The following is a 19,137-nucleotide window of genomic DNA, read 5'->3' on the forward strand; positions in this document are numbered from 1 at the left end:
GCGGATCGTCAGGAGCATTCGCCACCTCGGAAGGATTGATCATGGCGCCCACTGTCGGCGATTACCTGCTCGAACGCCTGCGCGAGTGGGACGTGAAGCACATTTTCGGCTACCCGGGCGACGGCATCAACGGAATCATCGCGGCACTCGGCCGGGCCGACGATCATCCACGGCTCGTCCAGGCCCGGCACGAGGAGATGGCCGCCTTCCAGGCGGTCGGTTACGCGAAGTTCACCGGGAAACCGGGCGTCTGCATGGCCACCAGCGGGCCCGGCGCGATCCACCTGCTGAACGGCCTCTACGACGCCAAGCTCGACCACGTCCCGGTGGTGGCGATCGTGGGGCAGACCGCCCGCAGCGCGATGGGCGGCAACTACCAGCAGGAGGTCGACCTGCTGAGCCTGTTCAAGGACGTCGCGAGCTCGTACGTGCAGATGGCGACCGTCCCGGCGCAGCTGCCCAACCTGATCGACCGGGCCATGCGGATCGCTCTCGCCGACCACTCGCCCACCGCCGTGATCATTCCGGCCGACCTGCAGGAAGAGCCCTACGAGGGGCCGTCGCACGCGTTCAAGAACGTGCCGTCGTCCACGCCCGGCTACACGCCCTCGGTGACCCGTGCCCCCGATGCCGAGGTCGCGCGCGCCGCCGAGATCCTGAACGAGGGTTCGAAGGTGGCGATCCTCGCCGGCCAGGGCGCCCGGTCCGCCGCGGCGGAGGTCATGGAGATCGCCGAGCTGACCGGCGCCGGGATCGCCAAGGCGCTCCTCGGCAAGGACGTGCTGCCCGACGACCTGCCCTACGTCACCGGAGCCATCGGCCTGCTCGGCACCCGGCCCTCCTATGAGCTCATGCGCGACTGCGACACGCTGCTCATCGTCGGGTCCAACTTCCCGTACAGCCAGTTCCTGCCGGAGTTCGGCGACGCCCGGGCGATCCAGATCGACATCGACGGCCGGATGATCGGGATGCGCTACCCGACCGAGGTCAACCTCGTCGGCGACGCGGCCGAGACCCTGCGCGCGCTCATCCCGCGGCTCGAACGCAAGAAGAAGCGCTCCTGGCGCGAGACCGTCGAGGACAACGTCGCGCGCTGGTGGGGCACGGTCGAGCGGCAGGCCCACGTCGAGGCCGACCCCATCAACCCGATGCTGCTGTTCTGGGAGCTGAACTCCCGGATCCCCGACAACGCCATCGTCACCGCCGACTCCGGCTCGGCCGCGAACTGGTACGCCCGCGACCTGAAGATCCGCGCCGGCATCCGCGGCTCGCTGTCGGGGACCCTGGCGACGATGGGGCCGGGCGTGCCGTACGCGATCGGGGCGAAGTTCGCCCATCCCGACCGGCCCGCCATCGCGTTCGTCGGCGACGGCGCCATGCAGATGAACGGCCTGGCCGAGCTTCTCACCATCAAGCGCTACTGCTCCGACTGGTCCGACCCGCGGCTCGTCATCGCCGTGCTGCACAACAACGACCTGAACCAGGTCACCTGGGAGCTGCGCGCGATGAACGGCGCGCCGAAGTTCGAGGAGTCCCAGAACCTGCCCGACATGTCCTACGCCGCGTTCGCACGCTCGATCGGCCTGGAGGGCATCGAGGTGGACAAGCCCGAGGCCATCGGGTCCGCCTGGGACCGGGCCCTGGCCGCCGACCGGCCGGTCCTCCTCGACGTCCACTGCGACCCCGACATCCCGCCGATCCCGCCGCACGCGGAGTTCGAGCAGATGAAGGACGCCGCCGAGGCCATCATCAAGGGCGACCCCGACTCCACCGGCGTGGTCAGGAAGGGGCTGAAGACCAAGGCCCAGGAGCTGTTCGGCAAGTCCTGAGCGCCCGCGTCGAGCCGGAGCCCGTCGCGGATCTTCCTCGACGGGCTCCGGCTCGCTCGGCGCCGGGGTCGTCCCGGCGTCCCGCTCCGGGACGGACCCCGCGTCCGGCGTCAGGCGGGAACGGCGCTCAGGTCGCGTTCGGGGTGGCGGTGGGCCGCCACGGCCGTGACGAACGCCTCGGTGAAGTCGCCGTTCGCCGTACCGCCGGTCACCACGCCCTGGTCGGTGACGGTCTCCCGGTCGCCGCGCCGTACGGAGGTGACCCGGGCGACCTCCAGCAGCGAGACGCCGTCGCCGAGCGCGCCGATCGCCTTGCCGTGCTTGAAGGCCTCGCTGACGAAGTGCACCGCGTCGCCGTCGCCCGCCAGCGTCTGGACCGAACGGGCACCGCCGGGCACCAGCACCGCTTCGTACAGGACGGAGGCGACGGTGGTCAGGGCCCGGGTGACCGTGACGTCGTTCCCGGAGCCCGCGCTGAGCGATCCGTCGGCGGCGGCGAGGACCTCGCAGTTCGCTCCCGCCTCGGTCAGGGCCGCCGTGGCCGCCCGTACGTGGTCGCCGTCCACACCGTCGGCGGCCAGGATCGCGATCTTGCGGGTGGCGACCGTGTCGGTGGGGCTGTTCGCCTGGCTGAGCGCCGGAGAGCGGCGGTGGCCGGGCGGGGTGGCGGGCGGCGCCGGCGGTTCGGCGCCGATGCCCTCGGCGACCCTGGTGGCCAGGTCGGGGTGGACGTTGGCCAGGTTCCGTACCACGCCCTCGCGGACGTGCATGGGCTCGACCTTGCCGAGTTCGAACCGGAACGCCGCGACGATGTGCTCCTTCTCCCAGTCCGCCATGCTGTTCCAGAACAGCGTGGCCTGGGAGTAGTGGTCGGCGAAGCTCTCGCTGCGCTTGCGGATCTTGTTGCCGTCGACGCGTTCTTGGTAGTGCGTGTAACCGTCGCCCGCGATGGCCGGGCACCCGCCGCCGAGGGAGTTGGGGTGGTACGCGGCCTGCCCCCGGTGCACCGTCGTCTGGTGGTAGCCGTCGCGGTGGTGGTTGCTCACCTCGCTCAGCGGGCGGTTGACCGGCAGCTGGGTGAAGTTGGGCCCGCCGAGGCGGATCAGCTGGGTGTCGAGGTAGGAGAACAGCCGGGCCTGCAGCAACGGGTCGTTGCTGAGGTCGATCCCGGGCACGACGTTCGCGGTGTGGAAGGCGACCTGCTCGGTCTCGGCGAAGAAGTCGTCGGGGTTGCGGTCCAGGACCATGCGGCCGACCGGCCGTACCGGGACCTCCTCCTCCGGGATGATCTTGGTCGGGTCGAGCAGGTCGAAGTCGAAGGCGTGCTCGTCGGCCTCGGCGACGAGTTGCACGCCGAGCTCCCACTCGGGGAAGTCACCGTCGTTGATCGCCTCCCACAGGTCACGGCGGTTGAAGTCCGGGTCCTTGCCCGCGACCTTCTGGGTCTCGTCCCACACCAGCGAGTGCGTGCCGGCCGCGTGTAGAACTTGGTCGCGAAGCCGCGGACGTCCCGCACGGTGTCGGCCGACCCGCGCGACCCGGCGACGGTGGAGAACCGCACGAACACCGGGGTCCGCAGGCCCGGGTCGGTGAGGAACTCCGCGGCCGTCACCCCGGCCGGCGCGTCGCCGTAGGCCTCGAAGTAGCCGTAGGCGCCGGCGCCGCGGGCGTGCACGACGCGTTCGGGGATCCGCTCGTGGTCGAAGTGCGTGAGCTTTTCGCGGAAGTGGACGTCCTCCATCAGCGTCGGGCCGCGCTCGCCGGGCCGCAGCGAGTTGTCGGTGTCGCCGACGGCGACGCCCTGGTCGGTGGTCAGAACCGTCTCCTCCGGGGCGGCCCGGTCGGCGTCCAGCTGCCGATCCTTGTCCGTACGGCCGTCGGCCGGCATGTGCGTCTCCTCAGCGTCTCGGGGTCGTGGTCGTGCCGCCCTACCCGGCCGCCGCACCGTAAACAGCCACCGCGACACCCCGGCTCGGCGACCATGTGTGGCGGCCGCGTGCGGGGTAGGTCTTGCGGTGACAGGGATCCGCCTTCATCGGGAGGGGAGAGGAGAAATGCCGAAGACCACCAAGAAGGGCAAGGCCAAACAGAGCGAGCTGCCCGACACGATCAAGCGTTCCGACGCCAAGGCCCAGCGCACGTTCGCCAAGGCCCACGACGCGGCGGTCCAGGAGTACGGCGAAGGGCAGCGGGCGCACCGCGTGGCCTACGGCGCGCTCAAGCACACCCACGAGAAGGTCGGCGATCACTGGGAGCCCAAGGACAAGGGCGCGAAGGGCCCGTCGGACGAGCAGTCCAAGGGAGGCCGCGACACCTCACGCCCGTCGGCGGGCGGCGTCGACGCCAACGCCTCCAAGCAGCACCTGTACGACCTGGCCAAGGAGATGGACATCCCCGGCCGCTCGCAGATGAGCAAGAACGAGCTCGTCAAGGCCCTGCGGAAGGCCAACGACCGCGCCACCGCCAAGGCACGCTCCTGACGCCCCCGCCCGGCGGCATGCGTACCGGCGGCTGTCGCTTCCGGCGGTGATCCGCTCGCCGCCGGAAGTGACGCGCCGGCTCAGTCCTGTCCGCGTCCGGTGGCCGCGTCGCGGGCCCGGTCGGCCGCCGCGACCGCCGGTCCGGCGGCCTTGAGGATGCCGGGCTTCGGCGGCGTGTGCGGGTGCGGCCGGGTCGGAGCGATCTTCTTGCCCTCCTCGACCTTGTGGCCGAGCTCCTCCGCCTCCTCGGCGCTGAGCGTCTTCTCCATCTGCGGCCAGACGTTGTCCTCCTCGTAGGCGATGTGCTCGCGCCCGTCGGCGATGAACCGCCCCACCAGCTCCTCGAACTTGGGGTCGTCGGTCTTCATGCCGATCAGGTCGTTGAGGATGAACTTGGCCGCCTGTTCCTGCTCGATCGCGTGGTCGGCCAGAGCGTCGCCGTCGTCGAGGTGTTCCCGTACGGCCGGCCAGAAGTACTCCTCCTCGACCGCCTCGTGCTTGGACTCCTCGATGGTCAGCTCCTCGACCAGCTTCTCCCGCAGCGTCAGCTGGTCGGCGTCGGCACCGGACGCGGCGGTCGGACCGCGCTCGAGCTCGGCCAGGGCCCGCTTGACCTCTTCATGATCCTTGCGCAGTACCTCGAACACGTTCCCCATGACATCCCCCGCTCGATGAGGCTCCCCCTACCTTGGGCGCGCGCCCTCGATTTCACGCTACGCGTGCCGCCGTTTCCGAACCGGCTCGGGGGTGGCCGCCTTTCGCCCGGGGCGGGCCGGAAGGTAATTTAGGTGAACCTAATAAAGGCAAGGCTTACCTAAATAATTTGCCGACATGCTGCGGAGGAAGGCGCCCATGCGGGTCGTGATCGACGGCCGTGAAATCGGCGGACGCGGATGAGGCGTCCGCGGATCCGGAGGGAGGTCACGACCCCCACCGGGCACTCCGTACTGGCGCGGGCCATCGGCGGACAGCGCCGGCAGGTTCTGCTCGGCTCGGCGCTGATCACGGGCCACCAGGCGGGCGAGGCACTCGTGCCGTTCCTGATCGGCGTGGTGATCGACCAGGCGGTCGACGGCGGGCCCGGCGGTCTGGCGCTGTGGCTCGGCGTTCTCGGCGCGGTGTACCTGACGCTCAGCTTCAGCTACCGGTTCGGCGACCGGGCCGCCCAGCGCTCGTCGCAGCAGGCCGCGCACGAACTGCGGCTCGCGCTGACCCGGCGGGTGCTCGACCACCGGGGCGGCGCCGAGGCCGGACGCCTGCCGGGCGCCCTGGTGAGCATCGCCGCCGGGGACGCGGCGCGCGTCGGCGCGGTCGCCGCGATGGTGCCCGCCGCGGTCGCCGCCGGCGGCGGGCTCGCGCTGACCGCGGTGCTGCTGCTGATGATCTCGCTGCCGCTCGGCCTGCTGGTCCTGGTCGGCGCGCCTCCGCTGCTCTGGCTGTCGCACGTGCTCGGCAGGCCGCTCGAACACCGCAGCGAGACCGAGCAGGAGCACGCCGCGCGGGCGTCGGGGGTGGCCGCCGATCTCGTCTCGGGGCTCCGGGTGCTCAAGGGCCTCGGCGCCGAGCGGCACGCGCTCGACCGTTACCGGCGCACCAGCCGGGAGTCGTTGCGGGCCACCGTACGGTCGGCGCGGGCCGAGGCCTCCTACCACGGCCTGACGATCGCGCTCAACGGCGTGTTCCTCGCCGTCATCGCCCTCGCCGGCGGACGGCTGGCGGCCGGCGGGCACATCACCATCGGCGCGCTGGTCTCGACGGCCGGGCTCGCCCAGTACCTGCTGACCCCGCTGACCACCTTGGCGTGGGTGAACGGCGTGTTCGCGCAGGGCCGCGCGTCGGCGCGGCGCGTCGCGGCGGTGCTGTCGAGCCCGCCGGCCGTGACGCCGGGGCCGCTCGCGGTGCCCGAACCCGCCACCGGGAAGATCGCCCTGCGCGGCCTGTCCGGCACGGGCCTGCGCGGTGTCGACCTGGACGTCACGCCCGGCGAGTTCGTCGGCGTCGTGGCCACCGACCCGGCCGCCGCGACGGCGCTGCTCGCCCACCTCGGGCGCGCGGCCGACCCCGAGGAGGGTTCGGTCGAGCTGGACGGCGTGGCACTCACCGACCTGCACCCGGGCGAGCTGCGGGCCGCGATCCTCGTCGCCGGGCACGACGCGCGGCTGTTCGACGGCACCGTCCGCGACAACCTGGCCGCCGACACGGGCCTGGACGCGGCCCTGGTGGCGGCCGGCGCCGACGAGGTGGTGGCGGCCCTGCCGGCCGGGCTGGACACGGTCCTCGACGAGCGCGGCCGCTCGCTGTCCGGCGGGCAGCGCCAGCGGCTGGCCCTCGCCCGCGCGCTCGCCGCCGATCCCCCGGTTCTCGTCCTGCACGACCCGACCACCGCCGTCGACACGGTCACCGAGTCCCGCATCGCCGAGGGCCTCCGCGCGTTCCGCCGCGACCGGACCACGATCCTGGTCACCACGAGCCCGGCCCTCCTGGCCGTCACCGACCGGGTGATCCTCCTCGACGGCGGCGTGGTCGCCGCCCAGGGAGCGCACACCGCACTCGTGACGGAACACTCCCGCTACCGCACGGCGGTCCTGTCATGAGCGAACACGGCGAGGGCGGGCCCGTCAGTGAGCGAGAGTTGCTGCCGGTCGCGAGCGGGCGGCGGACCCTCCGCTCGGCGGGCGCGCTCCTCCGGCCACGCGTCCGGGCGGTCGTCCTGGCGCCGGCGATTCTCCTCGCCGGAACGGTCGCCGGGCTGTTCGTGCCCCCGCTGGTGGGCCGCATCGTCGACCTCGTCGCCGGGCGCCGGGGCGCGGGCTCGCTCACCTGGCCCGCGGTCCTCCTGGTCGCGGCGGCCCTCGCCCAGGGCGCGCTGTCGGCCGCCGGGCTCGCCGAGCTCGCGCGGGCCGGCGAGAACGCGCTCGCCGAGCTGCGGGAACGCTTCCTGACCCACGCGCTGCGGCTACCCCTGGAACAGGTCGAGCGCGCTGGGTCGGGCGACCTCACCTCGCGAGTCACCGGCGATGTCACCGTCATCGCCGAGGCCGTACGACGGGCGATACCGGCGCTGATCGGCTCGCTGCTCACCATCGTCTCGACGCTGGCCGGGATGGCCGTGCTCGACTGGCGGTTCCTGCCGGCCGCGCTGGTCGCCGTGCCGGTGCAGCTGCACACGGCGCGCTGGTACTCGCGACGGGCCGGGCCGCTGTACGCCGAGCAGCGGGCGACGGCCGGGGCGCAGCAGCACGCGCTGCTCGCCGCGATCGACGGGGCGGCGACGATACGGGCCCTGCGGCTGACCGACCGCCACCTCGACCGGGTCGAACGGCGCTCGCGGGCGGCGGTCGACCTGTCGTTGCGCGGCGTCGCGCTGCGGACCCGGTTCTACAGCAGGCTCCACGTCGGGGAGTACGCCGGCCTGTGCGCGGTGCTGGCCGTGGGGTTCGTGCTGGTACGCCAGGGATCGGCGACGGTGGGCGGTGCGACGGCCGCCGCGCTGTACTTCCACGGGCTGTTCGGGCCGATCAACATGGCGCTGGCGCTGGTCGACGACGCCCAGGCGGCGGCGGCCGGGCTGCGGCGGCTGGTGGGCGTCGCCGACCTCCCGGTGCCCGCCGAGGAGGACGCGACCGCCGCGCCGGCGGACGCGTCGGTCACGGCACGGGCGCTGGGCCACGCGTACGTTCCGGGCCGTCCCGTGCTGCACGACGTCACGCTCGACGTGGCGGCCGGCGAGCGGGTCGCGCTGGTCGGCGCGAGCGGCGCCGGCAAGACGACGCTGGCCAAGCTGATCGCGGGCGTGCACCGGCCCGGCGCGGGCACGGTACGGGTCGGCGGCGACCCCCCGCTTCCCGGGGCGCACGTCGCGCTGGTGACCCAGGAGGTCCACGTGTTCGCGGGCACGCTGGCCGACGACCTGCGGCTGGCCGCGCCGGACGCGACCGACGCGGAGCTGCGCGCGGCGCTCGACCGCGTCGGCGCGCTCGGCTGGGCCGAAGGGCTCCCGGAGAAGCTGGCGACCCGGGTCGGCGACGGCGGGCACGCCCTGACCGTCGCGGAGGCGCAGCAACTGGCGTTCGCCCGGCTCGTGCTCGCCGATCCCCGGGTGGTCATCCTCGACGAGGCGACCGCGGAGGCGGGCAGCGCGGGCGCGCGGGTCCTCGAGGCCTCGGCCGAGGCGGCGCTGGAGGGACGCACCGCACTGGTCGTCGCGCACCGCCTCACCCAGGCCGCCGCGGCGGACCGCGTCGTCGTGCTGGACGCCGGCCGGATCGCCGAGACCGGCACGCACGCGGAGCTGCTCGCCACGGCGGGCCGCTACGCGGCCCTCTGGTCCGCCTGGTCGCGGCAACGCCGACAGCGCGGGCGAACCCTGACAGCGGGTGATCCACCAGGATCTGCGCGAACACCACCTGCGTCATCACGAAGATCTACGACCGGACGTCACGGCACAACGACCTGACGATCGAGGGCCCCGGCGGCGCCGGCGGCCAGGACGCCGGAGTGCCGGCGGACGACGTGAGCTGGGCCGTCGGCTCCCCCTGGACGCCGTGAGCCCGTGCCGTCCGGGCGGTCGCTCCGGAACCGCCCGGACGGCACGCCCCCTCCAGCGGCCGCGTTACCGCCGGGCGCCGTCGACCCGGCGCGGCAGGCCATAGACGTTTTCGTCGGACACCTCGGGAGGAAGCAGTCCGGCGGGCACGTTCTGGTAGCACACGGGACGCAGGAACCGCCGGATCGCGAGCGTGCCGACGGAGGTGGTGCGCCCGTCGGAGGTCGCGGGGTACGGTCCGCCGTGCACCATGGCGTGCGTGACCTCCACGCCGGTGGGCCAGCCGTCGAACAGGATGCGCCCGGCCCGGTCCTCCAGCAACGGCAGCAGCGTCGCCGCGACCTCCTGGTCTCCCTCACCGTGGTGGACCGTCGCGGTCAGCTGGCCGCGCAGCGCCGCGGCCACCTCGCGCAACTGCTCGGCGTCACGGCAGACGACCACGGTGGACGCCGCGCCGAAGGCCTCGTCCTGGAGTTCCGGCCGGTCCAGGAAGACGCCGGCCGCCACCGAGAACAGCCGGGCGACTCCCGTGTTCGCCCCCACTCCCGGCAGGCCCGAGCCGAGTTCCCGTACACCGTCGGTCGCGAGGAGGCCGGCGGTGGACCGTTCGTAGGCGGTGTGGATGTCCGCGGTGAGCATGGTCTGCCCGGCCGTCGCGCCGAGGGCGCGCGTCGCCGCGGCGAGGAACTCCGTCAGCTCCGGGCCGTCGACGGCGACGATCAGGCCGGGGTTGGTGCAGAACTGGCCGGCTCCCAGGGTCAGGGAGCCGACGAACCCCTCGGCCAGCTCGGCGGCGCGCTCCCGCAGCGCGCCCGGCAGGAGGAAGACCGGGTTCACGCTGCTCATCTCGGCGTACACCGGGATCGGCACCGGACGGGCGGCGGCCGTCCGCAGCAGGGCCAGACCTCCCACCTGCGAGCCGGTGAAGGCCACGGCCCGGATGCGCGGGTCGGTGACCAGTGCCTGGCCGACCTCGTCGCCCGCCGCGAAGAGCAGGGAGAAGACGCCCTCGGGCAGCCCGCAGTCGCGGACCGCGGCCGCGACGGCGGAGCCGGCGAGCTCGGAGGTGCCGAGGTGGGCGCCGTGCCCCTTCACCACCACGGGACAGCCCGCGGCCAGTGCCGAGGCGGTGTCGCCGCCCGCCACCGAGAAGGCCAGCGGGAAGTTGCTCGCCCCGAAGACCGCCACCGGGCCGAGCGCCAGATGCCGCTGCCGCAGATCGGGCCGCGGGGCGGGCCGGCGGTCGGGCAGTGCCGGGTCGACGCGCGTGTCCGCCCACTCCCCCGCCCGTACCTCGGCGGCGAAGAGGCGCAGCTGACCGGTGGTGCGGTCGCGCTCGCCGCTGATCCGGCCGCGCGGCAGGCCGCTCTCGGCGACCGCCCGGTCGATCAGTTCCTCGCCCAGCTCCTCGATGCGCTCGGCGACCCGCTCCAGGAACGCCGCGCGTTCGCCGGGCGACGTGGAGCGGTACGCGACGGCGGCCGACGCCGCGCGCCCGCAGGCGTCCGCGACGTCCTCGCCGGTGCCCGTGCCGTACGCGGGCTCCAGGGCCGTGCCGGTCCGGGGATCGTACGACGTGATCGCCGGACCGGATCCCGGACGCCGCTCGGCGCCGATGAACATGGTTCCCTTCAGGGGCATGATCGTGTTCCTCCCAGGGGGGTAGCCGTAGGCCGCGGCGTGCGGGTCGTACTCGCCGGCTCAGGCGCGAGCGGCCGGCCGGGCGCGGACGATGACCCCGTCCTGCTCCAGCCGGTCGATGCGGCCTTCGCTGAGACCCAGTTCGCGGAGTACCTCGTGGCTGTGCTCGCCGTTGACCGGGGCGGGCCGGTCCACGGTCTGAGGACTCCCGGAGAGCCTGAAGGGGAAGCCGGGGGTGGTCACGGTGCCCTCGGTCGGATGGTCGTAGGTGACGAACGACCCGTTGTGGAGCACCTGCGGATCGGTCAGCAGGTCGTCGTAGTCGTAGACCGGCCCGCACCACACGCCCGCGGCGCCGAGTTCCTCGATCCACTCGGCGGTGGTCCGCCTGCGCAGGTTCTCCTCCACCAGCGCGGAGATCTTCTCCCGCTCGCTGAAGCCGTCGCGCTCCGCCTCGTACGCGGCCAGGCGTGGGTCCTCCATCAACTCGGCCAGCACGGCGGGTTCGGCGAACGAGATCGCCAGGTAGCCGTCCCGGGTGGGGAAGACGCCGTAGGGGGCGCGGATGTAGCTGTGCGCGTGGATCGCCTCAGCGCGGGTCTGCGGCACCCGGCCCACCGTGCGGACGCTGATCTCCTGCATCTGCGCGGCGATGATCGCGTCCAGCATGTTGACCTGCACCAGCTGCCCCTCCCCCGTCCGCTGGCGGTGGAAGAGCGCGGCGAGGGCGCCCTCGAAGGCGGAGTAGGCGGCGAAGGCGTCCACCAGGAAGTACGGGGCCGGCGCCGGCGGCTCGCCCGGCCTCCCTGCGCTGAACAGAGCCCCGCTCATCGCCTGGAGAAGGACGTCCTGACCGGGGCGCCGGGCGTACGGGCCGGTCTCCCCGTACCCGGACACGGAGACGTAGACCAGGTCCGGCTTGACCGCGCGAAGGATCTCGTAGTCCACGCCGAGCCGCTGGGCGACGCCGGGGCGGTAGTTCTGCAGGAACACGTCCGCCGTCGACACGAGGTCGCGCAGCAGCCGGCCGCCCGCCTCGGACTTCAGGTCGATCGACAGGCTGCGCTTGTTGCGGTTGAGCGACAGGAAGGAGGCGTTGACCTCGTTGCCGCGCGCACCTCCGGCCGGAGCGTGCCGCTGCCACTCGCCGCCCGGCGGCTCGACCTTGATCACGTCCGCCCCCAGGTCCGCCAGCTTCATCGCGGCGAACGGCCCCGACATAGCGATGGACAGGTCGAGGACGCGAATTCCTTCGAGAACCTTCATGAGCCGCCTCTTCACCTAGGGACAGACCGGACGAAAGGGCCAAGCCTTCCAATAATGAATGTTAGCGCTATCGGTAGCGCTAACAGAAGACGGGCCAGGAAACAACAGGGACATCGGTCGGCACGCTCCGGCGGAGTCGGCCACCGGCGGGCCGCGGGCCGGACGCATGCGTAAAGTTGGGCTGACGCCGTAGGACCCTGCCGGCAGCGCCGTCGAACGCGTGGGCGGCACACGAGGAGAGCGACATCATGAGCAGCCAGGACGGAGCGGTGACGTCGGTCTCGCGCCGCCGCTCCGCCACCCGCTCCGTGACACTCCAGGACGTCGCGGAGATCGCCGGGGTGTCCGCGCAGACGGTCTCCCGGGTGCTGCGCGTTCCGGACGAGGTGAGCCCGCACACCCGGGAGAAGGTCGAGACCGCCATCCGCGAGGCCGGGTACGTGCCGAACCTGTCCGCTCGCAACCTCGCCTCGAACCGCAGCAAGATCGTGGCGACCGTGATCCCCTCGCTGTCCGCCTCCATCTTCTCCGAGACGCTGACCGGCCTGTCCTCCGTCCTGGCGCCCGAGGGGTACCAGCTGCTGCTCGGGTACACCGACTACGACGACAAGCGGGAGGAGGAGCTCATCCGCTCGCTGCTCGGCCGGCGGCCGGACGGGTTCTTCATGACCGGCACCCTCCACAGCCCGGCGGTGGTGCGGATGCTGACGACGTCCGGCGTCCCCGTGGTCGAGACGTGGGACTGGACCGACACCCCGCTGGACACTCTTGTGGGCTTCTCCAACGAGGAGGCCATGTACGCGATGGTGTCCTCCCTGCACGAGGCCGGATACCGACGGCTCTGCTTCGTCGGCCGCCTGCACAAGGGAGACCACCGCTCGCGGCGCCGGCTCGACGGCTACCTGCGGGCCGTGGCGGACCACTGGCCCGGTGCCGAGCCGCGCGTGTTCGACGCCTCGGAGTTTCCGCTGACGCTGGAGGCGGGCGGACGCCTCCTGGACGCCGCCCGGCAGGCCCATCCCGACAGCGACGTCCTGGTCTTCTCGACCGACGTCTTCGCCAACGGGGCCCTGCTGGCCGCGGCCGAGCGCGGGATCGCCGTGCCCGGTGAGGTCGCGATCTCCGGCTTCGGCGACTTCGAGCTGTCGCGGCTGATCCGGCCCGGCCTGACCACCGTGGCACTGCCCAACACCACGATCGGCCAGGAGGCCGCCCGGATGCTGCTCCGCCGGATGCGCGGGGAGAAACCGGCGAGACCCCACGTCGACATGGGGTTCCAGATCCGCCGCCGGGCCAGCGCCTGACCGGGGTCTCTCCGGCCGCACGACGGCGGCCGGAGAGTTCGCCGGTCAGCGCAGCAGGCCGCGCCGGGCGAGGTTGGTCATCAGGGCGCGCACCCCGAAGTCCCAGGGAGCGCAGTCCTGCGCGTGCTGGACCTCGTGGGTGAGCGTGCCGAGCTTCGGCGTGGAGATCCGTACGACGTCGCCCTGGTGGTGGGTGAAGCCCCAGCCGGGCCGCCCCCGGTCGTTGACCGGCGCGAACATCGTGCCCAGCAGCAGGACGGCGCCGTCCGGGTACTGGTGGTGGTCGCCCATGAGCTGGCCCACCAGGTCGGCCGGGTCCCGGCTGATCTGGCCGTGCGGCGACTCGCCGCCCATCGTGAAGCCGTCGGCGCCGGCGACCTCCAGCCGGACGGTCGCCGACCGGATGTCGTCCAGCCCGAAGGCGCCGTCGAAGAGGCGGACGAAGGGGCCGAGCACGCAGGAGGCGTTGTTGTCCTTCGCCTTGGGCAACAGCAGCGCGGACCGGCCCTCGTAGTCGCGGAGGTTGATGTCGTTCGCGAGCGTGGCGCCGACGATGGCGCCGCGCGACGAGACGACCAGGCCGACCTCCGGTTCGGGGTTGTTCCACTCCGACTCGCGCAGCACGCCCGCCCGGCTGCCGTGACCCACGGCGGACAGCGGCAGCGCCTTCGTGAAGATCTCGGCGTCGGGCCCGATGCCGACCTCCAGGTACTGGCTCCACTCTCCGCGCGCCACCAGCCGCCGCTTGACCTCGGCGGCCTCGGGCGAACCGGGGCGCAGCGAGCGCAGGTCGCCGCCCAGTGCCTCCTCCAGGTCCGCGCGGATCGCCGCGGCGGCGCCGGGGTCGCCCTGGGCCCGCTCCTCGATCAGCCGCTCCATCATGGAGGCGGCGAAGGTGACGCCGGCGGCCTTGACGGGCTGGAGGTCGACCGGCGCGAGGAAGCGCGCGGCGCCGGGGTCCGCGGGCCGGTCGACGGTCGCCGCCAGCAGGTCGTCGACACTGCCGACACGGACGCCGGGCGCGGCCCGCAGCGCGGCGGCGGGATCGCCCTCCTCGCACAGGCCGGCCACGGTGGGAAAGGCGTCCGAGACGTCGTACACGCCGTCGGCGCGGACGGCCGCCGGCGAGGGGCCGCCCGCCGCCGGGTTCCAGATCCGCGCGAGGAGGGCACCGGCCGTACCGTCCTGCGGCAGGGTGTTCGCGGCACGCAGTCCCGACAGACCGGCGCCCGGGTCGATGTGGGTTTCCATGGGATCTACTTTCGCTGGAAGACGGCCGGACGCCGCTCGCGGAAGGCCGCCCGGCCCTCCGCGGCGTCCTCGGTGGCGAAGCACACGGTCTGCAGGTCGCGTTCGTAGGTCATCGCCTGGTCCAGGGGCATGGTCGCCGCCGCCCGCAGGTTGGCCTTGGCCGTCTCGGCGGCGATGGGGGCCCGGGAGGCGACGACCTCGGCGATGGCGTGCGCGCGGTCCATGAGGTCCTCGAGCCGGGTGACCTCGCTCACCAGGTGCCACCGCTCCGCCTGCGGGGCCGTGATCGGATCGCCGGTCATCAGCATCAGGGCCGCGTTGCTCTCACCGATGCTGGCCCGCAGCAGGGCGGACATCCCGCCTCCGCCGACCCAGCCGAGCTTGATCTCCGGCGCGCCGAACCGCGCGGACTCGGCGGCGATCCTGATGTCGCAGGTGAGGGCGGTCTCCAGGCCTCCGCCCAGGGCCCAGCCGTTCACGGCGGCGATCAGCGGCTTGCGCAGGCGGCGCAACGAGTCGCAGTAGTCGGCGCGGTTGCGGAAGTCCCAGGGGGTGGCGTAGGTGTCGAGCTCGGCGATGTCCGAGCCGACGCAGAAGGCCCGGTCCCCGCTCCCGGTGATGATGACGGCGCGGACGTCGTCGGACCCGTTGCACCAGTCCGCCAGGCGCATCAGCTCGGCGGACATCTCCGCCGTGACGGCGTTCAGCTTGGCGGGGCGATCGAGTGTGATCACGGCGACGTGGTCGCTCAGCGACCAGCCGATCTCCGGGACGGTGCTCTCCATAGGGCTCCTTCTGATCCGGTGTTCATGTCCTCAAGCAAGGCGTACCGAGCGCCGCCGTCAAGCCGCCGCCCGCGACGGCCGCTCAGAGCACGTCCGCCGTCGAGCGGACGGCGGCCCGGTGCGCCTTCTCCAGTTCGTCGTACGCCGCGGCGGCGGCGCGCCCCGCCTCCAGGCTCTCGCGGATCAGCGCGGAGGCCGATGTCTGGAACTCGGTGTAGCCGGGATGACGCGGGCGCACCCACGCGGCCTCGGTCGTGGCGAGGGTGCCGGAGTAGAAGCCGCCGCCGGACCCGTCCGCCTCCGGGTCCGTCCAGGCCTCCCGGCGAGCGGGCTGCCCTTCGTGCCGGGGCAGGAACCGCCGCTGGGTGTCGGCGGACATCAGCCACCCGATGTGCCGTTTCAGCGCCTCCGACACCTCGGCCCGGCGCGAGACGGCGAGGCCGGTGCCACCGAGCGTCGAACCGAGCGGCCCGCCGGGCGTCAGGCGGGGAACGTCGGCGAACCGTACGGGGTTGCCCGGCGCCGCCGCGTAGTTCACATACCCATAGACGAACGGGCAGTAGGCCAGCGAGCCGCGGGCGAGCAGTTCCAGCAGCGCGATCGGGTTGAGCCGGGCCGTCGCGGGATCGCAGCGCGCGAAGGCGTCCCGCATCATCTCCAGCGCCGCCACTCCCGTCGGCCGGGACACGAGCGGCCCATCCCCCGTGGTCCTCGCCGCCTCCCCCAGCCCCTGGCACAGCGAGAAGAAGGTCAGCAGCGCGTGCGGACCCGCGAGGGACAGCGCGAACGGCACGCGGCGGGCGGTCCGCAGGGCCTCGTCCCAGGTACGCGGCGGTCCGGGCACGCTCTCCCGGTGACACGCGGACACCTGGGTGGCGGCGTCCAGCGGGGCCGCCCACAGCCGACCGCGCGCCGTGTACGAGGCGGCGCTCGCGCCGACCGCGGACGCCCGCCACTCGTCGAGCACGTCCCCGGGGAACAGGTCGTCGAGCGGTCGCAGCGCGTCGGCGGCCAGCGCGTCGCCGAGGTGCGGATGGTCCAGGACCACCAGGTCGTAGCGCGCGCAGAGGTCACCGATGGGGTGCGACTCGAAGCCTTCGAGCGGCTGGCTGTCCCAGACGAGCGTGTCGCCGTGCGCCTCCCGCGAGAAGCGCTCGGCCGCGGCGTTCAGGGCCACCGTTCCGCGCGGATGGTCCCAGGTGAGTCCTCGGTAGTCCGTCATAGAACACCCTCGCAGTCCGGCCGGACCGTTCGCATGAGTTAGCGCTGCCGTTAGCGCTAACTTAACAGACGCCCCGCCGGCGGCACCAGGCTCGGAAAACGGGGTGGATCCAGGCACGGGCTCCCGCGGACGACGTCCCGGAACGGCGGTACCGGCCGTGGGACGGAGCCCACGACCGGTACGCGGTGATTCTTCTCGTCAGTTCTTCGCCAGGTCGAAGTCGACCCGGACCAGCTGCTGGCTGGTGTCCTGCGGACGGTAGTAGGTGAAGTACTGGGTCAGGCCGCCCCGGCGGGAGTACTCCGGGTGCGCGAACATCGCGTAGTCCCACAGCTGGTCGGTCGGCAGGCCGGTGAACATCGCCTTGGGCGTGGTCCACGGCCCCCAGGGCTCCGGCGCGGTCTGGTAGCGGCCCACGTTGTCGTAGAAGCCCATGAAGGTGTTCAGGTAACCGTGCAGTGCCGGGACGTACTGGATGGTGGAGCCGGCCGCTCCGTTGCCGGCGCCGACGGGCACCGCCCTGTCCGGGTCGGTCGACCACACCGGGGCGCCGTCGCCGGCCGTGCCGGTGTAGTAGCGCCAGGCGAGCCGGTCCTGGATCCGCGCGGCGGGCACCCGGGCCAGCGCGCAGGAGTTCGCGGTGGTGTCGCATCGGCCGTACGTGTAGATCATGCCGTCCTTGAGCACCATCGAGCCGGACGCGAACTCCTTGCCCGGCGCGAACATCAGCGTCGGGTCGCTCCCCTCCGGCTGCGCCCCGATGACCGCCGGGTCGGGATGCTCGACGGTGATCCGGCTGACCTTGTGGGTGCGCATGTCCAGCTCGGCGAAGCCGGTGCCGAGCGCGGTGCCGACGAACCCGGACGCGCACGGCGTGCCGTCCGGCGCTCCGCGGCACAGCTTGCCGTAGGAGAAGATGATCCGGTGCCGGGCGGGGTCCGCGACGACCGGGCCGGGCCAGTCCGCGAACAGGGTGCCGCAGTACTGGTCCCCGGTCGCACAGGGCGCGGCGTGGGCGTCCTGGAACCTGCGCTCGGCGTCGGTGAGCGGCAGCAGCTGCTTCGGCGCGGTCGACGAATCCTCCGTGAACGGGTTGTTCGACTCCAGGTCGATGCCGTCGGCGGCGTCGAGGTCGCTGGTGACCGCGCCGGTGTTCGCCAGGAAGTCGTCGGGATTGCGCAACATGGTGTCGTCGAAGATCCACACGGACCGCCCGGCGTAACCGGCGCTCTGTCCGTTGTCGCGGCCGATGACGTGCGCGTTCTGCCGCAGCGGTGGCAGCTGCGCGGTGGTGGTCACGCCGAGCGTGCGCACCGGCGGGGCGGCGGTGCCGGCCGTCGCCGGTGTCGCCGCCGCGGTGGTCAGCGCGACGGCGGTGCCGACCACCGCGAGCGTGGGGCGGATTCTCATCTGTGGGTCTCCCTTGCCGAGGAAGCCTCGTCCGACCGGAGTGGCCGGCACGGATGGAGGGGGCGACGGGTCACGAGCCGCTCGCCAGGGTGTTGATCTCTTTCATCGTCTTGGCCACGCCGGCCGCCGGATCGGTCTTGCCGGCGATCGCGGGGTTCCAGTCGGCCTTCAGGATGTTGAGGGCCTTGGTGGCCCAGCCGTCGAGGAACGCGGACTGCACCTTGACGGGGGCGGCGAACTCGTACCGGATCGTCGCGGCCATGCTCTTCGGCCCGGCGCCCTGCCCCTCGAGCGCCGCGAAGTAGCCGGTCGAGCCGGGCTGGTACGCGATCGGCGCCACCGGGATCTTGCGCATCGTCTCGTTGAAGACGTTCGTCTCCAGGTACGAGATGGCCTTCCACACCTGGTCCGGGTCGCCGAGGGTGGCCGGGGAGCACACACCGTTGCTCTCGGTGAACTGCACGTTCTTGTCGACCCGCGGCATCGGGACGTAGCCCCACTCGAACGAGGGCTTGTCGTCGACCATCGTCTGGGCCACCCACTGGCCCCCGAACAGCATCGGCACCGAGCCGTTGGCGAACGCCGGGATCGCCGGGTCGGCGTTGTAGGCGTAGTCCGGGGTGGTGATCTGCCCGGCCTTGATGGCCGTGGCGTAGCGCTTGGCGGCCTCCACCATCTTCGGATCGGCGGTGACCTGCTTGACGTTGGTGGCGGTCGTCGCCAGCGGCTGTCCGCCGGCCGAGACCGAGTACTGCGCCAGGCCGAACGGGTTGGTCAGCAGCGGCCACTGGGTGACCAGACCCTGCTTGGCACCGTTACGGCCGGTCAGCTTCGCCGCGTCGGCGAACATCTCGTCGTACGTCCAGCCGGCCGCCGGCACCTTGACGTGCGCCTTGTCGAACAGCTTCTTGTTGTAGAAGACGCCGTAGGTGTTGGCCAGCGTCGGGATGCCGTACAGCTTGCCCTTCGCGTACCAGGAGTCCAGCGAGCCCGGCGAGAATTTGCTCAGGTCGATGCCCTGGTTCTTCTTGGCGTACGCCGTCCAGTCATAGAGCAGGCCCTGCGCGGCGAGCGTCTGTTCCTCGGTGTTGCTGCACCAGAAGAAGTCAGGGATCTTCTTCGACATGATCAGCGAGGCGAGCTTCTGCGCGTAGTCGGCGTTCGGCGCCTCCTGACGCTTGAGGGTGATGCCGGTCGACTTGGTGAACGCGCCGAACGCGGCGTCCATCGCGTTGTTCGTCTGGATCGTCTCCCAGGACATCCACGTCACGGTCTTGGCGGCGTGCGAACCGCCGCCGGAGCCGCATCCGGCCACGGCGAGGAGGGCCGTGGCGATCGCGGCGACGCCGAACCTGTGCATTCTCATGAGAACCTCCCGGGCCCGCCCGACGCGGGTCCGTGCG

The 19,137-nt window shown here is 72.5% G+C and carries 14 protein-coding genes and 1 pseudogene; 6 read left to right on the top strand and 9 right to left on the bottom strand.

Going from position 1 to position 19,137, the window contains the following annotated elements; all coding sequences use genetic code 11:
• Positions 1 to 41: 41 nt before the first annotated feature.
• Positions 42 to 1,829: a thiamine pyrophosphate-requiring protein gene (locus OG417_RS32635; protein WP_329236683.1), complete on the top strand. Its 1,788-nt coding sequence runs from the start codon at positions 42 to 44 to the stop codon at positions 1,827 to 1,829.
• Positions 1,830 to 1,939: 110 nt separating this feature from the next.
• On the opposite strand, the pseudogene OG417_RS32640 reads toward OG417_RS32635, so the two are convergent.
• Positions 1,940 to 3,717, bottom strand: a pseudogene (locus OG417_RS32640) (catalase).
• Between the two features lie 166 nt (positions 3,718 to 3,883).
• Between OG417_RS32640 and OG417_RS32645 the strand changes: the two are divergent.
• The gene (locus OG417_RS32645; protein WP_329236685.1) at positions 3,884 to 4,309 is read left to right on the top strand and encodes a ChaB family protein; all 426 of its coding nucleotides are present in this window, start codon (positions 3,884 to 3,886) and stop codon (positions 4,307 to 4,309) included.
• An 80-nt stretch (positions 4,310 to 4,389) separates the two neighbouring features.
• On the opposite strand, the gene OG417_RS32650 is transcribed toward OG417_RS32645, so the two are convergent.
• Positions 4,390 to 4,965, bottom strand: coding sequence for a hemerythrin domain-containing protein (locus OG417_RS32650; RefSeq protein ID WP_329236687.1), 576 nt, complete (start codon positions 4,963 to 4,965; stop codon positions 4,390 to 4,392).
• A gap of 237 nt (positions 4,966 to 5,202) precedes the next feature.
• Here OG417_RS32650 and OG417_RS32655 point away from each other — a divergent pair, with 237 nt between their 5' ends.
• From OG417_RS32655 to OG417_RS54495, 3 genes are read left to right on the top strand one after another with little or no spacing between them, the layout of a single operon-like run.
• A complete protein-coding gene (locus tag OG417_RS32655; protein WP_329236689.1) occupies positions 5,203 to 6,903 on the top strand; it encodes an ABC transporter ATP-binding protein in 1,701 nt (566 codons plus the stop codon).
• The gene (locus OG417_RS32660) at positions 6,900 to 8,765 is read left to right on the top strand and encodes an ABC transporter ATP-binding protein (protein WP_329236691.1); all 1,866 of its coding nucleotides are present in this window, start codon (positions 6,900 to 6,902) and stop codon (positions 8,763 to 8,765) included. The genes OG417_RS32655 and OG417_RS32660 overlap by 4 nt, the downstream gene beginning before the upstream one ends.
• Positions 8,732 to 8,857, top strand: a complete 126-nt coding sequence (locus OG417_RS54495) for a hypothetical protein (RefSeq protein WP_442875774.1) — start codon at positions 8,732 to 8,734, stop codon at positions 8,855 to 8,857. Before OG417_RS32660 ends, OG417_RS54495 begins: the two co-directional genes overlap by 34 nt.
• 64 nt (positions 8,858 to 8,921) lie before the next feature.
• On the opposite strand, the gene OG417_RS32665 is transcribed toward OG417_RS54495, so the two are convergent.
• Both OG417_RS32665 and OG417_RS32670 read right to left on the bottom strand, forming a co-directional pair.
• Positions 8,922 to 10,496 (bottom strand): aldehyde dehydrogenase (NADP(+)), encoded by a 1,575-nt coding sequence (locus OG417_RS32665; protein ID WP_329236693.1) that lies wholly within the window; start codon positions 10,494 to 10,496, stop codon positions 8,922 to 8,924.
• Positions 10,497 to 10,556: 60 nt separating this feature from the next.
• Positions 10,557 to 11,762 (bottom strand): CaiB/BaiF CoA transferase family protein, encoded by a 1,206-nt coding sequence (locus tag OG417_RS32670; RefSeq protein ID WP_329236695.1) that lies wholly within the window; start codon positions 11,760 to 11,762, stop codon positions 10,557 to 10,559.
• A 248-nt stretch (positions 11,763 to 12,010) separates the two neighbouring features.
• On the opposite strand from OG417_RS32670, the gene OG417_RS32675 reads away from it, so the two are divergent.
• Positions 12,011 to 13,066: a LacI family DNA-binding transcriptional regulator gene (locus OG417_RS32675; protein ID WP_329236697.1), complete on the top strand. Its 1,056-nt coding sequence runs from the start codon at positions 12,011 to 12,013 to the stop codon at positions 13,064 to 13,066.
• Positions 13,067 to 13,111: 45 nt separating this feature from the next.
• Here OG417_RS32675 and OG417_RS32680 read toward each other — a convergent pair whose 3' ends face one another.
• The 5 genes from OG417_RS32680 to OG417_RS32700 all read right to left on the bottom strand — a co-directional run bounded on the left by OG417_RS32680 (position 13,112) and on the right by OG417_RS32700 (position 19,100).
• Positions 13,112 to 14,317, bottom strand: coding sequence for a fumarylacetoacetate hydrolase family protein (locus OG417_RS32680; RefSeq protein WP_329236699.1), 1,206 nt, complete (start codon positions 14,315 to 14,317; stop codon positions 13,112 to 13,114).
• 5 nt (positions 14,318 to 14,322) lie between these two features.
• Positions 14,323 to 15,102, bottom strand: coding sequence for an enoyl-CoA hydratase/isomerase family protein (locus OG417_RS32685; RefSeq protein WP_329236702.1), 780 nt, complete (start codon positions 15,100 to 15,102; stop codon positions 14,323 to 14,325).
• A gap of 82 nt (positions 15,103 to 15,184) precedes the next feature.
• Positions 15,185 to 16,324 (bottom strand): ABC transporter substrate-binding protein, encoded by a 1,140-nt coding sequence (locus OG417_RS32690; RefSeq protein ID WP_329236704.1) that lies wholly within the window; start codon positions 16,322 to 16,324, stop codon positions 15,185 to 15,187.
• A 198-nt stretch (positions 16,325 to 16,522) separates the two neighbouring features.
• On the bottom strand, positions 16,523 to 17,734 hold the full coding sequence (locus OG417_RS32695) for a DUF4185 domain-containing protein (protein ID WP_329236706.1): 1,212 nt from the start codon (positions 17,732 to 17,734) through the stop codon (positions 16,523 to 16,525).
• 70 nt (positions 17,735 to 17,804) lie between these two features.
• Positions 17,805 to 19,100 carry an ABC transporter substrate-binding protein gene (locus tag OG417_RS32700; protein WP_329236708.1) on the bottom strand — a complete coding sequence of 432 codons (1,296 nt, stop codon included), beginning with the start codon at positions 19,098 to 19,100 and terminating at the stop codon, positions 17,805 to 17,807.
• Positions 19,101 to 19,137 lie beyond the last annotated feature (37 nt).

Origin of the sequence: Actinoallomurus sp. NBC_01490 (assembly GCF_036227085.1) — a bacterium.
Taxonomy (GTDB): Bacteria; Actinomycetota; Actinomycetes; order Streptosporangiales; family Streptosporangiaceae; genus Actinoallomurus; species Actinoallomurus oryzae.

Coding starts and splice junctions, on each gene's coding strand:
- OG417_RS32635 (WP_329236683.1), top strand. CDS start 42: ATGGCGCCCACTGTCGGCGATTACCTGCTCGAACGCCTGCGCGAGTGG.
- OG417_RS32645 (WP_329236685.1), top strand. CDS start 3,884: ATGCCGAAGACCACCAAGAAGGGCAAGGCCAAACAGAGCGAGCTGCCC.
- OG417_RS32650 (WP_329236687.1), bottom strand. CDS start 4,965: ATGGGGAACGTGTTCGAGGTACTGCGCAAGGATCATGAAGAGGTCAAG.
- OG417_RS32655 (WP_329236689.1), top strand. CDS start 5,203: ATGAGGCGTCCGCGGATCCGGAGGGAGGTCACGACCCCCACCGGGCAC.
- OG417_RS32660 (WP_329236691.1), top strand. CDS start 6,900: ATGAGCGAACACGGCGAGGGCGGGCCCGTCAGTGAGCGAGAGTTGCTG.
- OG417_RS32665 (WP_329236693.1), bottom strand. CDS start 10,496: ATGCCCCTGAAGGGAACCATGTTCATCGGCGCCGAGCGGCGTCCGGGA.
- OG417_RS32670 (WP_329236695.1), bottom strand. CDS start 11,762: ATGAAGGTTCTCGAAGGAATTCGCGTCCTCGACCTGTCCATCGCTATG.
- OG417_RS32675 (WP_329236697.1), top strand. CDS start 12,011: ATGAGCAGCCAGGACGGAGCGGTGACGTCGGTCTCGCGCCGCCGCTCC.
- OG417_RS32680 (WP_329236699.1), bottom strand. CDS start 14,317: ATGGAAACCCACATCGACCCGGGCGCCGGTCTGTCGGGACTGCGTGCC.
- OG417_RS32685 (WP_329236702.1), bottom strand. CDS start 15,102: ATGGAGAGCACCGTCCCGGAGATCGGCTGGTCGCTGAGCGACCACGTC.
- OG417_RS32690 (WP_329236704.1), bottom strand. CDS start 16,324: ATGACGGACTACCGAGGACTCACCTGGGACCATCCGCGCGGAACGGTG.
- OG417_RS32695 (WP_329236706.1), bottom strand. CDS start 17,734: ATGAGAATCCGCCCCACGCTCGCGGTGGTCGGCACCGCCGTCGCGCTG.
- OG417_RS32700 (WP_329236708.1), bottom strand. CDS start 19,100: ATGAGAATGCACAGGTTCGGCGTCGCCGCGATCGCCACGGCCCTCCTC.